General features: G+C 63.9%; 12 protein-coding genes. 11 read left to right on the forward strand and 1 reads right to left on the reverse strand.

Going from position 1 to position 13,935, the window contains the following annotated elements; genetic code table 11:
- The first annotated feature begins 167 nt into the window (after nucleotides 1-167).
- The 11 genes from RBH77_RS12630 (at nucleotide 168) to RBH77_RS12680 (ending at nucleotide 13,225) form a co-directional block, all read left to right on the forward strand.
- Nucleotides 168-1,529, forward strand: coding sequence for an aldehyde dehydrogenase family protein (locus tag RBH77_RS12630; RefSeq protein WP_311027942.1), 1,362 nt, complete (start codon nucleotides 168-170; stop codon nucleotides 1,527-1,529).
- 32 nt (nucleotides 1,530-1,561) lie between these two features.
- Complete coding sequence (locus RBH77_RS12635) at nucleotides 1,562-3,103, forward strand: sugar ABC transporter ATP-binding protein (RefSeq protein WP_311027943.1); 1,542 nt, start codon at nucleotides 1,562-1,564, stop codon at nucleotides 3,101-3,103.
- Nucleotides 3,100-4,071: an ABC transporter permease gene (locus RBH77_RS12640; protein WP_311027944.1), complete on the forward strand. Its 972-nt coding sequence runs from the start codon at nucleotides 3,100-3,102 to the stop codon at nucleotides 4,069-4,071. The genes RBH77_RS12635 and RBH77_RS12640 overlap by 4 nt, the downstream gene beginning before the upstream one ends.
- A complete protein-coding gene (locus RBH77_RS12645) occupies nucleotides 4,068-5,000 on the forward strand; it encodes an ABC transporter permease (protein ID WP_311027945.1) in 933 nt (310 codons plus the stop codon). Before RBH77_RS12640 ends, RBH77_RS12645 begins: the two co-directional genes overlap by 4 nt.
- A gap of 45 nt (nucleotides 5,001-5,045) precedes the next feature.
- Nucleotides 5,046-6,206, forward strand: a complete 1,161-nt coding sequence (locus tag RBH77_RS12650; protein ID WP_311027946.1) for a substrate-binding domain-containing protein — start codon at nucleotides 5,046-5,048, stop codon at nucleotides 6,204-6,206.
- Complete coding sequence (locus tag RBH77_RS12655) at nucleotides 6,203-7,948, forward strand: GMC family oxidoreductase (protein ID WP_311027947.1); 1,746 nt, start codon at nucleotides 6,203-6,205, stop codon at nucleotides 7,946-7,948. Before RBH77_RS12650 ends, RBH77_RS12655 begins: the two co-directional genes overlap by 4 nt.
- Before the next feature lie 84 nt (nucleotides 7,949-8,032).
- Nucleotides 8,033-8,794, forward strand: coding sequence for an SDR family NAD(P)-dependent oxidoreductase (locus tag RBH77_RS12660; protein WP_311027948.1), 762 nt, complete (start codon nucleotides 8,033-8,035; stop codon nucleotides 8,792-8,794).
- A gap of 20 nt (nucleotides 8,795-8,814) precedes the next feature.
- The gene (locus RBH77_RS12665; protein WP_311027949.1) at nucleotides 8,815-9,915 is read left to right on the forward strand and encodes a quinone-dependent dihydroorotate dehydrogenase; all 1,101 of its coding nucleotides are present in this window, start codon (nucleotides 8,815-8,817) and stop codon (nucleotides 9,913-9,915) included.
- Between the two features lie 298 nt (nucleotides 9,916-10,213).
- The gene (locus tag RBH77_RS12670) at nucleotides 10,214-11,443 is read left to right on the forward strand and encodes an ABC transporter substrate-binding protein (protein WP_311027950.1); all 1,230 of its coding nucleotides are present in this window, start codon (nucleotides 10,214-10,216) and stop codon (nucleotides 11,441-11,443) included.
- On the forward strand, nucleotides 11,412-12,401 hold the full coding sequence (locus tag RBH77_RS12675; RefSeq protein WP_311027952.1) for a carbohydrate ABC transporter permease: 990 nt from the start codon (nucleotides 11,412-11,414) through the stop codon (nucleotides 12,399-12,401). The genes RBH77_RS12670 and RBH77_RS12675 overlap by 32 nt, the downstream gene beginning before the upstream one ends.
- Nucleotides 12,401-13,225: a carbohydrate ABC transporter permease gene (locus tag RBH77_RS12680; RefSeq protein ID WP_311027953.1), complete on the forward strand. Its 825-nt coding sequence runs from the start codon at nucleotides 12,401-12,403 to the stop codon at nucleotides 13,223-13,225. Before RBH77_RS12675 ends, RBH77_RS12680 begins: the two co-directional genes overlap by 1 nt.
- Nucleotides 13,226-13,317: 92 nt before the next feature.
- Here the strand turns inward: RBH77_RS12680 and RBH77_RS12685 are convergent, their stop codons facing one another.
- Nucleotides 13,318-13,932, reverse strand: coding sequence for a response regulator transcription factor (locus RBH77_RS12685; RefSeq protein WP_311027955.1), 615 nt, complete (start codon nucleotides 13,930-13,932; stop codon nucleotides 13,318-13,320).
- Between the last annotated feature and the right edge of the window lie 3 nt (nucleotides 13,933-13,935).

Consider the following 13,935-nt stretch of genomic DNA (forward strand, 5'->3'; position numbering starts at 1 on the left):
GCCTGACCTGAATAGTCTCTTCTGCTGGAATATTCACGGCCTTTCCGAAGAATATTCTCGTACCTTGGAATATTCTCAGCTCCCAAAGTAGACAGCAACCGCACCCACGCCGGACCCTGCCTCCCGTTGCAACTTGCCGCGATCCGCAACGAATGGGAGGAACAGAGGTGAGGCTTGAATCGTGGAACCCTGCCACCGGCAGGCTCCTGGAAACCTATGCGGGACACGACGCGGCTGCGGTCGAAGAGCGGATCGCGCTGGCGTATCGGACGGCGCGAACCTGGGCCGGAGCAGTGCCGATGGCCGAGCGCGTGGCGATGCTGCTGCGCCTCGCCGACCTGCTCGAGAAACGTGCCGAGGATTACGGCGCGCTGATCACGAGCGAGATGGGAAAGCCGATCGGCGAAGCGGTGGCCGAGGTCAGGAAGTCGGCCCTAGGCGCCCGCCACTTCGCCGAGAGGGGGCCGGGCTATCTTGCCGACGCGCCGATCGAGGGACTGAACGCCAGCGTCGTCTATGAGCCGCTCGGCACGATCTTCGCGATCATGCCCTGGAACCTGCCGTTCTGGCAGGTGTTGCGCTTCTTCATCCCAACGGCGCTCGCCGGCAATACGGTGCTGGTGAAGCATTCGGACAGTGTCCAGGGCTGCGCCCGGGCGCTGGAAGAACTCGTGCTCGACGCCGGGGGGCCTAGAGGGCTCTATCAGAATCTCGCGATCCGCCGCGATGCTGTCGCCGCGATCGTCGCCGATCCGCGTATCGCCGCAGCCACCGTTACCGGCAGCGCCGCGGCTGGCCGCGCGGCGGCCGCTGTTGCCGGCGCGCATGGCAAGAAGGTGGTGCTGGAACTCGGCGGCTCCGATCCCTTCCTCGTTTTCGAAGATGCCGACTTCGACAAGGCGGTACCGATGGCGGTGCTGTCGCGCTTCGCGAACAACGCGCAAAGCTGCATCGCGGCCAAACGCATCCTGGTTGCCGCGCCGATCTACGACAAGTTCGAGAAGGCCTATGTCGCGGCGGCCCAGGCGTTACCGGTCGGCGATCCGATGGATCCGGCGACGAAGCTCGGGCCTCTCGCCCGCGCCAGCGTTGTCAGCGATACCCAGCGCCAGGTCGAGGCGGCGCTCTCCCAGGGCGGCAGGCTGCTGTGCGGCGGCGCGCCGCTCGCGCGCGAAGGGAATTTCTACCCGCCCACCGTCATCGCGGGCCTGCCGCACGACGCTCCCATCATGCGCGAGGAATTCTTCGGCCCCGTCGCCTTGCTCTTTCGTTTCGACACCGAGGCTCAGGCGGTCGCCATGGCCAATGACAGTGACTACGGGCTCGGCGCGACCGTCTGGACCCGTGATGTCGAGCGTGCCGCCCGTGTCAGCCGGGCGCTTGAGGCCGGCGCCGTCTTCGTCAACAGCTTCGTCCGTTCCGATCCGCGCGCGCCCTTCGGCGGCGTAAAGGCCTCCGGTTTTGGTCGTGAACTCGGAGCGCTGGGCGCGCGCGAACTGACCAACGCCAAGCTCGTATTTTCCGACTGACCTACGGAGGCCGCAACGCAGGAAGACCGGTGATGGACAGCGTGACAGAGCATGGTCCCGCAGTGATGGAAAAGGGCGCGCCAATCCTGGAAATGCGGGGCATCCGCAAGTCCTTTGGCGGGATCGACGTTCTCCATGGCGTGGACCTCTCCTGCCATCGCGGCACCGTGACGGCGATCTGCGGAGAGAACGGCGCCGGTAAGTCCACCCTCATCAATGTATTAGGCGGCGTCTTTGCGCCTTCCGCCGGGGAGATCCTGATCGACGGTCGTCCCGTTTCCTTCTCACACCCTGCGCAGGCCAAGCAACGGGGCATTGCTGTCATACATCAGGAATTCAACCTGCTGCCCTATCGCTCCGTCGCCGATAATATCTTTCTCGGCCGGGAACCCACCCGCTTCGGTTTCATCGACCGGGCGAGGATGGATCGCGAGGCCGGTGCCGTACTCGACCGCCTCGGTTGCACCATCGATCCAGGCGCGGCCTGTGGCAGCCTGGCGATCGCCGAGCAGCAATTGGTGGAAATAGCCAGGGCGACCTCGGAGAGTGCCCGCATCCTGGTGCTCGACGAGCCGACGGCGACGCTGAACGACGCGGAAACGCACGCTCTTTTCCGCCTGATCGATGAGTTGCGGCGCAGCGGTGTGGCATTGATCTACATCTCGCATCGGATGGCCGAACTTCGTGCGCTTGCCGATACCATAACTATCCTCAAGGACGGCCGGCAGGTCGCGACGCGCCCGATGGCCGGGATCGAAATCGACGAGGTTGTCCGGCTGATGGTCGGCCGCGCGATCGAGGATTTCTTCCCGCCTGCGGCCTCGACCACGCCAGGCGCGGCTCTCTACAGCATCTCGGATGGTGCGGCAGGCAGGCTTTCCGGCATTTCACTTACGCTGCACGCGGGAGAGATACTCGGCGTCGCGGGCCTCGAAGGCTCGGGCAAGGCCGAACTGGCGCGCGCGATGACCGGCGTGCTCCCCTTCAGCCACGGCGCGGTCCGCCTGTTCGACGGCGGCGGCGCACCACGGAGCCCGCGGGAAGCGGCGCGACGCGGCATTGGAGCGATCCCGGAAGACCGCAAGGGCGAGGGGCTCGGCCTCGTCCAGTCGTTGCGCGACAATTGCGCGCTGACGATGCGCGCGCTGGCGCCCTTTCTCGGCCGGGCGAGCGGCGGCTGCCGTGGCCGAAAGCAGATCGACGCTCTGCTCGATGGCGTCGCCGTGAAGGCAGCGGACCACACCATGCCGGTGGGACAGCTTTCCGGTGGTAACCAGCAGAAGGTGCTGTTCGCCCGCTGGAGCGGTATCGCGCCGAAGGTCTGGATCGTCATCGAGCCGACGCGCGGCATCGATGTCGGCGCCCGCGCTGCGATCTACGCGATGCTGCGCGGCTTTGCCGAGGCCGGAGCGGCGGTCATGGTGGTTTCCTCCGATCTTATGGAGATCATCGGCCTCAGCGATCGCATATGCGTCATGGCCGCCGGCCGCCTTGTGGCCGAACTGCCGCGCGGCGCAAGCGAGGAGGAGATCATCCGCCACGCGATGCGCCAGGCTCCGGTGGCAGCGGCATGACCGGGCCGTCCGTCGCCACGCTCTGGCACCGCTATGCGGTCGCGTTCATCCTGTTCGTGGTCTCGCTTCTTTTCTACACGCTCGCCGCGCTTCAGACGGGGCAATATTCCCAACTGACCTTTGACGGCTTCATGGGACTTTTGCAGCGCATGGTCGCGCTCGGCTTCGTCGCGATCGGGCAGATGGTGGTGATTTCGGGCGGCGCCATCGACCTGTCGGTGGCCAATCTTGTCAGCCTCTCGGCCGTTCTCGCCGCCTACCTGATGCAGGGCGACCCAGGCCGGATTGCCGAAGCCGTCGTGGTTGTCGTGGCACTCGCCGCGCTGATCGGTGCAGTCAACGGAGCCCTGGTCGCACTGCTCGGCGTCAATCCGCTGATCGCGACCCTCGGCACTAGCCTGATGCTGCAAGGCATACTTTCGGTTTCATATCATGCGCTTAGGGGCACGGCACCGAAAGCCTTCCAGCAATTCGCCTATGGCGCCTTCGCCGGCGTGCCCGCCTCGGTTGTCAGCCTTGCCGCGGCGGCGCTCGTCACCGGTGTCGCGCTCAGCCATACCCGGGTGGGCAGCCGCCTTTTCGCGGTGGGCGGCAATGCCAGGGCGGCGAGGCTTGCCGGCATTCACGACGCCCGCGTGACCATCCCGGCATTTGTCTTTTCCGGCGTGATGTGCGCTTTGACCGGGCTTTACCTCGCCAGCCGCCTTGGTGTCGGTACGCCTTGGGTGGGACGCGACGGCAATTACGATCTCGGTTCCATCGCCGCGGTGGTGATCGGCGGCACGTTGCTTGCGGGCGGGCGCGGCAGCATCACCGGCGCCCTGGCGGGGGTGATGCTCTTTGCCGTCATCGACGCAGTGGTCAACATGCTGCAGATCGATCCCTTCCTGAGCCAGGTGCTGCGCGGACTGATCGTCGTGGCCGCGGTCGGCATCTACACGTTCCGCACGAGCGGGGAAGTGGCATGAGGCAGGTCCTGAAAGCCATGCCGGCCCTTCCGCTGCTGATCGCGCTGCTGGCGCTCATGGTCTATATGAGCCCGTTTTATCGGACCGTTCCGGGCCTGATGATCTTCCTCCAGCGCGCGGCGCCTCTCGTGGTGCTGGCCTGCGGTACTTCCTTCGTGCTGATCGCGGGCGGCTTCGACCTCTCGCTCGGATCGCTGATCACATTGGTGGCGATTGCCGGGGCGATGATCACCCAAGGCGATGCCGCACTTACGGCGCCCGCCGTCGCCGCCGTCTTCGCGATCGGCCTCGTGGTCGGCACCGTGAACGGCATCGTCGTCGCCTACGTCAAGGTGCCGTCGATCATCACCACGCTCGGCACGCTTCTGTCGGTCCAAGGCATAGCGATGGCCTGGTCGGGCGGTGCGCCTTCGAGCACCCTGCCGGAAAACTTCCGCTATCTCGGCCGCGGCCGCATCCATGACGTGCCGGTGCTCGGGAGCCTGCCGGTCAGCGTGATCGTGCTCGTTCTCGTCTGGGCGATGACGCACTGGCTGCTGCACAGGACGAATTTCGGCAGCATGGTCTTCATGCTCGGCGACAATCCGAAGGCCGCGCTGCTTGCGGGCGTGCCGACCCGCCGCGTGCGCGTCGCCTGCTTTGTCATATCCTCCCTAACCGCCGTCATTGCCGGACTTCTGCTCGGTGGCTACTCCGGCGTCTCGGTGGATGTCGGGGGGGATTACGCGCTGCAGGCGATCGCCGCGGCGGTGATCGGCGGCATTGTTCTTCTGGGTGGGCGCGGCACCATCGCCGGGGCGGCCTCGGGCGCGCTCGCCCTTTATGCGTTGTTCACCGTCCTCAACCTTTTCGGTGTGTCGGAGCCGGTCCGGCTGGCGGTTCAGGGGCTGATCCTGATCGCCGCGGCGGCTTTCACCGCACGGCGATGATCGTCTTCGAAACAAACGTAGTGCTTCAACATGGAGGAGAAGAAAATGGCACAGACAGGATTGATAAGAGCCTTATTGAGAGCCGGAACGTTGATCGCGCTCCTGTTGGCGATGTGCGGCGTTACCTGGGCGCAGGTCGCCAACGTCAATGTCGATAAGGAATTCGCCGAGCAGATGGCGCTGATGAAGGCCAAGCCGAATGGCCCGGCCGACAAACCCTGGGAGCAATGGTTCGACGCCAATCTGAAGGACACTTCATCCTATGCGAAGAAAGGGCCTTATCACCTCTGCTTCTCCAACGCCGGACTGGGCAACGCCTGGCGCGTCACCGGCTGGATCACGATGCAGGCCGAGGTCGAACTCGACAAGGACAAGATCGCAAGCTTCGACCACGCCGACGGGCAGAGCAACGACAACAAGCAGATTTCCGACATACAGTCGTTCATAAACGGGGGTAAATGCGACGCCCTGATCGTATCGCCCAATACCTCCGCCGCGCTGACGCCGGTGGTGGAGCAGGCCTGCAAGCATATGCCGGTGGTGACTTTCGACCGCTCGGTGAACACACCCTGTCCCGTAACCGCCGTGCGCTCGATCGGCGGCTATGCCTGGGGTGCGGCTGGGGCGCAGTTTATCGTCAAGAACATTCCCAAGGGCGGCAAGGTACTGGTGCTGCGCACCGCGCCGGGAATTGACGTCTTCGAGACACGATGGACCGCAGCCGACAAAATATTCAAGGATGCGGGCGTCGATGTCGTCGGCAACGAGTTCGTGGGAGGCGACCGGGCCAAGACCAAGGCGATTGTAACGGACTACATCACCCGGATCGGTCAAATCGATGCGGTCTGGGTCGACCTCGGCACGGTCTCGGTTGCCGCGGCGGAGGCCTTTCAGGATATGGGAATGCCTTATCCGGTCATTACCGGAGAGGACGAGCAGGACTACCTGCAGGCCTGGCAGAAAGACGGCTTCAAGGGCTTTGCCTCGACATATCCGGCCTACCAGTGGCGCACCGCTGTCCAGGCGACGCTGAAGATCCTCGAAGGCAAGCCAGTACCCGCGCCGGAATGGATCCTGCCGCAGCCGGTCATCACCAAGGACAATCTGGCGAAATTCGTCAACGCCAAGCTTTCCCCGCTGCATTTCTCGATGTGCGGCTGCGAGGACATGCCCGGCTTCCCGGAACGCTGGGGCGGCAAGAAGTGAGCGAGACGGTGACCCGGAAAATCGACTATCTCATTCTGGGCGGGGGGTCGGCGGGCTGTGCGCTCGCCGCGCGCCTCTCGGAAGACGAAACGAAGTCGGTAACTCTCGTCGAGGCGGGACGCGATCTCAGCCTCGCCACGATGCCCGACAATATCCGAGCCCGTTATCCCGGCCGCGCCTTTCTTGACCCGCTGAACGTGTGGACGGCACTTCAGGCCGTATTCAGCGGCGCGAAGACGCGCCGGCCCCACCGAGCGCCGAGGCTTTACGAACAGGCCCGCGTGCTCGGCGGAGGCTCGGCCATCAATGCCATGGTCGCTAATCGCGGCGCCCCGGAAGACTACGACGAATGGGCGGCCCGCGGCGCCGAGGGCTGGAGCGGCAACGTCGCGCTCGAATATTTTCGCAAGATCGAACGCGATGTCGATTTCGACGACGAATTTCACGGCCGGGACGGACCGATCCCGGTCCGCCGGCTGCCGCCCGATCGTGTCTCTCCCTTCGTCCGTGCGGTAATGGACACGCTAAGGCTTCGCGGCGAACCGATCCTGCCCGACCAGAATGGTGAATGGCAGGACGGCGTCTTCCCTGCCGCCATCGCTGTCAGCGACGAAGGGGAGCGGGTGCCTGCCTCCATCGCCTATCTGACGGACCAGGTACGCGCCCGAAGCAATTTGACCATTCTCACGGGTGCATATGTCCGCACGCTGCGTTTCGAGGGGCTCCGCGTCGTCGGTGCCGGGATCGAGCGTGACGGCAAGCGCCAGAGCCTGGCTGCCGAGGAAACCATCGTGACCATGGGGGGCATCCATTCGGCCTGCCTCCTGATGCGCAGCGGCATCGGTCCGGCATCAGAGCTTCAGGCGCTTGGCATCGTACCGCGTTGCGACCGGCCCGGCGTCGGAAAGAACCTCATGGAACATCCGTTGATCGCCGTCTCAGCCTACCTGCCGGCCAAAGCGCGCATGGCCGATCTCGCCGAGCACCACGATCAGGCGCTGTTGCGTTGGACCTCCAGCATCGAGAATGCCCCGCGCGGCGACATGCATTTCGCGATTATCGGCCGAACCGCCTGGCACGAAATCGGCCAGCGCATGGGCTCTATCCTGGTCTGGGTCAACAAATCCTACTCCCGCGGCGAGGTCCAGCTGCGATCGGCCGATCCGCATGATGAGCCGATCGTCGATTTCCGCCTGCTTTCCGATCCACGTGATTTCAACCGGCTGAAGGAGGGCTTCCGCAAGGCTGCGGCGATCCTCTCGGATCCGGGCCTCCGCCGGACGGTTGGACCGGTCTTCCCCACGAGCTATTCCGAGCGTGTCAAGAAGGTGTCCGCCCCCGGCCTTTGGAACGCCATCCAGTTGAGGCTCCTTGCCGGGATGCTCGACTGGTCGGGGCCGCTGCGCAGCGCCGTGATCCATTCCGTTGTCACCCTCGGCGTCAGCCTCGACAAGCTTCTCGGCGACGACGCCGCACTTGGCGAGTTCGTCGGCAATTCGGTCGCCGGCGTCTGGCATGCCTCGGGCACCTGCCGGATGGGCGCGGTCGACGATCCGATGGCGGTGACGGACGGAGAAGGCCTAGTTTACGGTATCGCCGGACTGCGGATCTGCGATTCCTCGATCATGCCCTCCATCCCGCGGGCTAACACGAATATGCCTACGCTGATGCTCGCCGAGCGCCTCGCCGACGTCATCAAGGGCAAAGGGCTCCCGCCGGATGGAGGCAACGGTTTCGGATGACAGCATTACGGGGCCGTCTGGTCCGCGAGCGATAGAACTTTTCACGATGGCGGATCGGATCGCTGATCCCATCGAAGAGAGACAATGGACATGGTCGGACGTCTGGCAGGAAAGCGCATCATCATTACCGGTGGGGTGAACAATATCGGAGGCGAGGCCGTTCGCCTGTTCATCGCGGAAGGCGCGCGCGTGGTCATCGCCGATATCGACGAGACGGGCGGAAAGGAGGCCGCGGTGCGGCACGGCCCGGCCGCCATTTTTCTCCGCGTCGACGTTACCGACGAGGAGAGCGTGAAAAATATGGTGCACGACGGCGTCGCGTGGCTCGGCGGCCTCGATGCGCTTTGCCAGAATGCGGGCCTGCAATATGCCGGTCCAATCGAAGAATTAGACGCCCTGCGCTGGGACAGGCTCTTCGCGGTCAATACGCGTGGCATTTTCTTCGGCGTGAAATATGCGGTCCCGTATTTGAGGCGGGCCGGCGGCGGCGCGATCGTCAACATGGCTTCGCTCGCAGGCAAGCGCGGCGCTCCGGGAGTTGCCGGCTACTGCGCCTCCAAGGGAGCGGTCGTCGCCTTCGGCAATGCGCTCGCGCTGGAACTTGCGAAAGACAGGATCCGCGTCAACACGATCTGCCCCGGCTGGATCGACACCCCGTTCAACGATGCTGCCATCGCCCATATGGGAGGGCGCGAACGGCAGGCCGAGTTCGTCAGGCAGGTAGTGCCGCTCGGCCGTCAGGGCACGCCGTCCGAAGTCGCGCCGCTCTACGTTTATCTCGCCTCCGATGAATCTTCCTACATGACCGGCCAGGCGCTGGTGGTGGACGGAGGCATCTACAACTAAGGACAACCAAGCCGGATCCGATGGGCTTCTACAAAAACATCGCCCGACCGCTTCTCTTCCGACTTGATCCGGAGGTAGCGCATCGCCTTGCATTGGCGGCGGCGGCGAAAAGCGCACGGGCGGGCCCCCGGCTCAGGAATAGCACGTCTATCGCGGATGAGCGGCTTGAATCCACTGTCGCGGGCCTTTCCTTCCCAAGCCCGATCGGGCTGGCGGCAGGTTTCGACAAAAACGGCGTCGCGGTGGACCTGCTCGCCGGGCTCGGCTTCGGCTCGATCGAAATCGGCTCGGTCTCGGCGGAGTTCTCGGCAGGCAACCCTCGCCCAAGGCTCTTCCGGCTGCCGGAGGACCGTGCCATAGCGGTGGCCTACGGCGTGCCGAACGACGGCGCGGCGGTAGTTGCATCGCGGCTGCAATGGACGCACCTCGCCGTGCCGCTCGGCGTCAATATCGTCAAGACCAATCTTGGTTCCGGCGCGCCACCCGAAAGCGCGGACGAAATCATCGCCGACTATGTCGCGTCGGCGCGCCTGCTTGCGCCGATCGCCGATTACCTGATGCTCAATCTGAGTTGCCCGAACACGACGGACGGCCGCGATTTCTTCGTCGACCGTAGTCATCTCGAGGCCTGCCTCACGGCGCTGGGCGAGATCGGTCTCACGCTCCCCGTATTCCTGAAGGTCTCGCCGCTCGGAGGAATCGAGACTGTCGAGCGCATGCTGGCGGCCGCCGACGGTGCCTCCTTCGTCTCGGGCTTCATGTTCAACCTGCCGCCCGGCAAGCCGGCAGGTCTGAAGACGCCGCAAGACATCTGGCGCACCACGCCTGGCGCCGTCTCAGGCCCGCCCTCCAGGGCGCTTGCGGAATTCTGCATCCGCGAAACCTGGCGGCGGATGGACCGCGACCGCTACGCCATCATCGGGGCGGGTGGGGTGAGTTCGGGGGAGGATGCTTACAGGATGATCAAATCGGGCGCCTCGCTGACGCAGATGCTGACGGCCTTGATCTATGAAGGCCCGGCCATCGTGCGCCGGGCGACGCGAGAACTTCTGCGCTTGATGGAACGCGACGGTGTCCGCCGGATCTCGGAGGCGGTCGGTGCCGAGGCAAGGCAGGAATGAAGTATTATAACCATGTGGTTACTTGTTGCGTTGGAGCGACCCCTGGCAAACAGGGGGCCGCGTATGGAATGCCCAGGCTCCGCCCGTATGCAAGCTAAGCCGCAAGCCTACCTTTTCGCCGCGTTCTCTTGACGAAATGGAGCGATAGTGATTGGATTTGTAACCATCTGGTTACGCCGTTGGCATCGATACGGGGCGGATGGCTATGGCCGGCGGGAGGCGATCCGGCATTTCCGAGTTGTCAAGAAAGGATTTCCTCGGAGGGCGCCGGGCGTGTGTTGATAACAGGGAGGATGACGTGGCTCTTGTGATGAGAAAGGCAAGGCGCTCGGCGAGCCGTGCGTATTTGAAATGGTCGGCTGCGGCCGTGTTGGGACTGGCGATCACCGGGGTCGCCGCGGCGCGTGCGGAGACGATCAGGTCGATGGACTATATGACCGAACCGACGGCGAACGCGGCGATGCAGAAAGCGATCGACGCCTGCGTCAAGCAGACCGGCGTCGCCGTCGACCGCCAGGCGGTTCCTTATCCGGACCTTATACAGAAGGTGCTGCTCGCCGCAGCCTCCAAGACGCTGCCCGACATCATCTATATCGACAATTCTGATGTCGCCCAACTGGCAGACGGCGGTTTCATCATGCCGCTGAGCGATGTCGGCATGAAGGCCGAGGGTTTTGTACCGGCGCTCGCAGCGCTCGGCGACTACAAGGGCACCAACTACGCCTTGCCTTCGGCGAACAACACGATCGGTCTCTACTACAATGTCGATCTCCTGAAGAAGGCCGGAGTCGAGCCACCGAAGACCTGGGCCGAGCTGAAGGAGGTGGCCAAGAAACTCTCCGGTGGCCAGACCTACGGGCTCGCTTTCCCCGGCGCGCCGAACGAGCAGGGGACATTCCATACCTCGACCTTCGTCTGGTCGAACGGCGGCAGCTTCGACAAGCTGAACAGCCCCCAGACGATCGGCGCGCTCGAATATCTCGCTGATCTCGTCAAGATCGGCGCGGTATCGAAATCGGCGATCACCTGGGGCATCGATGAATCGCGCGACCAGTTCCTTGCCGGCCGCGCCGCGATGCTGATCGGCGGATCGTGGCTGATGCCGCAGCTCGACAAGCATCCGGACCTCCACTACGGCATCGTGCCGATCCCGACGCCGAAGCCAGGCGAGCAGGTGAAGGTGCCGGTCGGCGGCGAGCTCTGGGTCGTCTCCGTCACCGCCGACAAGGACGCCGCCAAAAAGACGCTCGAATGCCTCTCTGGCCCGGAGGTGGTGCTGCAATATGCCGAAGGCCGCCACAATATACCCGCCGTCGTTTCGGTGATGGACCAGTTCAACAAGGACCTGCCGAAGATGGCACCCTTCGTTTCCGAAATGGCGGGCGCGGTCAGCCGCACCTCCGTGCTCGGCACGGCCTATCCGAAATATTCCGCCGCCTATTCTGCGGCGATGCAGGCCGTGCTGATCGGGCAGAAGTCAGCGAAGGAAGCGCTCGATGAGGCACAGCAGACCGCCTCGGGAAAATAGCACTCTGGCGGTCCCGCTTCCCGAAGCCTTGAAGACACCGGACGCCTCGCGCGTCCGGCAACGCAACGTCCTCTATGGGCCATGGGTGCCGCTCGGTTTCGTCCTTCCGGCGCTCGTCTATTTCGCGGCTATGTTCGGCTATCCGCTTTATTACAGCATTTCGATGAGCGTGCGGCACTTCACGGTGGCGTCGTTCCTGACCGGTGTCGCGCCCTATGTCGGACTGCGGAATTACGTCGATCTGTTCACCGACCGGCTCTTCCTCGCTGCACTTGGCAAGACGGCGATCTTCACGGTGTTCTCCATTGCCGGACAGATGGTGATCGGCATGCTGCTCGCGCTCTTCTTCCGGCGCGCCTTCCCGTTCAGTTCGGCGATGCGGGCGCTGCTGCTTGCCCCCTGGCTGCTTCCCATCGTGGTTTCGGCATCGGTGTGGCGCTGGATGTTCGCGCAGGACACCGGCATCATCAATTATGTGCTGTTGAGTGCCGGCATCGTCTCTGAACCTGTGCCTTGGCTGATAGAGCCCGCTTATGCGCTCTGTGCCGTGATCTTCACCAATATCTGGATCGGCATTCCCTTCTCGATGGCTGTCTTCCACAGCGGTCTCCAGGCATTGCCCAAGGAGATTTTTGAAGCGGCCGAGATCGACGGAGCCAACGCCTGGCAGCGTTTCCGGTTCGTGACATTGCCTCTATTGAAGCCGCTGACCGCGATCGTCTTCATCCTCTCGGTGACCTACACGGTCAAGGTGTTCGACCTCATCTTCGTCATGACGGGGGGCGGGCCGGCCTATGGCACGGAGACCTTGGCGATCCGGTCCTACCAGTTGTCCTTCCGCGATCTCGACTTTGGGCACGGCGCGGCCGTCGGCAACGTGCTCATCCTGATCTCGCTCTGCTTCGCTTTCTTCTATATCCGTTCCTTCAAGCGCAGCCTGATCGTGGAGGAAGGCTGATGCGGCGCGAGCGCACGGGCATGTGGTTACGGATCGGCTGCGGTGTGCTCATCGTCGGCGTCATGCTGTTCCCTCTCTACTGGATGGCGAACGCGTCGTTGCAGGCGCAATGGGCGTTGCTCGATCCCTCCCCGAGATGGCTCCCCTTTCCGCCCTTGATCGACGGCTACAAGTCGGCCGCCGGCTCGCAGTGGCCGCATATCGTCACGAGCTGTGCGGTGGCGAGCGCGGCGGCGGTGCTGTCGCTCGCCGTGGCGGCTCCCTGCGCCTACGCGCTGGTCGTCTTCCGCATGCGCTGGACGACATTCTTTATCCTGCTGATGCTCATTGCGCAGATGTTGCCGCATATCGTCATGGCGAACGCGCTCTATGCCATTTATGCGCAACTCGGCCTGCTCGACACCTATTATGGCCTTATCCTGGCCGACTCGACCATGGGGGTCCCCTTCGCCATCCTCATCCTGCGCGCATTCATGGCCTCGCTGCCGCGCACGCTGGTCGAGGCGGCGCTGTGCGATGGCCTCGGCTATTGGGGGGTGTTTTTCCACATTGTCCTGCCGCTCAGCCGCAACGGCCTAATCACCTCGGGCCTGTTCTGCTTCCTGTTCGCGTGGTCGGATTTCATCTTTGCGCTCACCTTGAGCACGCGTCAGAAAATCGTGCCGATCACGCTCGGCATCTACGATTTCATTGGCACGCATGGCACCGACTGGAATGGCATCATGGCAACCGCCGTCATGGCATCGATCCCGCCGATCGTCCTTCTGTTGTTCGGCCAGAAATATATCACCGCCGGCCTGATCGGCGGCGCGGTGAAAGAATAGCGAGGCACCCGAGTTTTACGGAAGGAACCGACTGTCGAATGCGAGTTGGCGCGGTAACGAAAAGAATATCGCCAACACAGCAGCGTCAGTTGTCAGACCAGGACCAGACCCTGTCGCATGGCGGTGGCGATGGCGTCGGTGCGGTTGGCGGCGCCGAGCTTCACCAGGATTGCCGCGACATGGAACTTGACCGTGTGGACCGAGATATCGAGCTTGCGGGCGATCACCTTGTTGGGCGCGCCTTCGGCAAGCAGTGCCAACACCTCCGCTTCGCGCGGCGAAAGATGGATGGGCAGGCTGACCTCATTCCCGTCGGGCTCACCGGCCGCCTCGCTGGGCGAACGATCGAAAGCATCTACTGCCCCTCCGGTGATGCGGTAGCCCGCAGCCGCCAGACGTGCCGCAGCAGCAATGAGGGCCGGAGCGGCATCGGCACGCAGCGCGGCGGCGATACTGCTATGCGTTATCACCTCGCTGCCGGGATCGGAGAGCAGAACGACTGGAGTGCTGATTGGCAGGCTTTTCACTGCTGTGATGTCGCTGACAACCGCGACCGCCGCATGGTCGCCGGAACCTATGTCTTCCCACATCACCACGGTGACGTCGTCCAATTCGGCCAGCGAGGCGGCAAGACGCGCGCCGCGCCCGCTGTCATCGAGCGCGACCAGTACCAGAAGGCCTTCGTCGCCATCATGCCTCGCCAGCATCGC

The sequence above is a fragment of the Mesorhizobium koreense genome (assembly GCF_031656215.1).
Taxonomy (GTDB): Bacteria; Pseudomonadota; Alphaproteobacteria; order Rhizobiales; family Rhizobiaceae; genus Mesorhizobium_L; species Mesorhizobium_L koreense.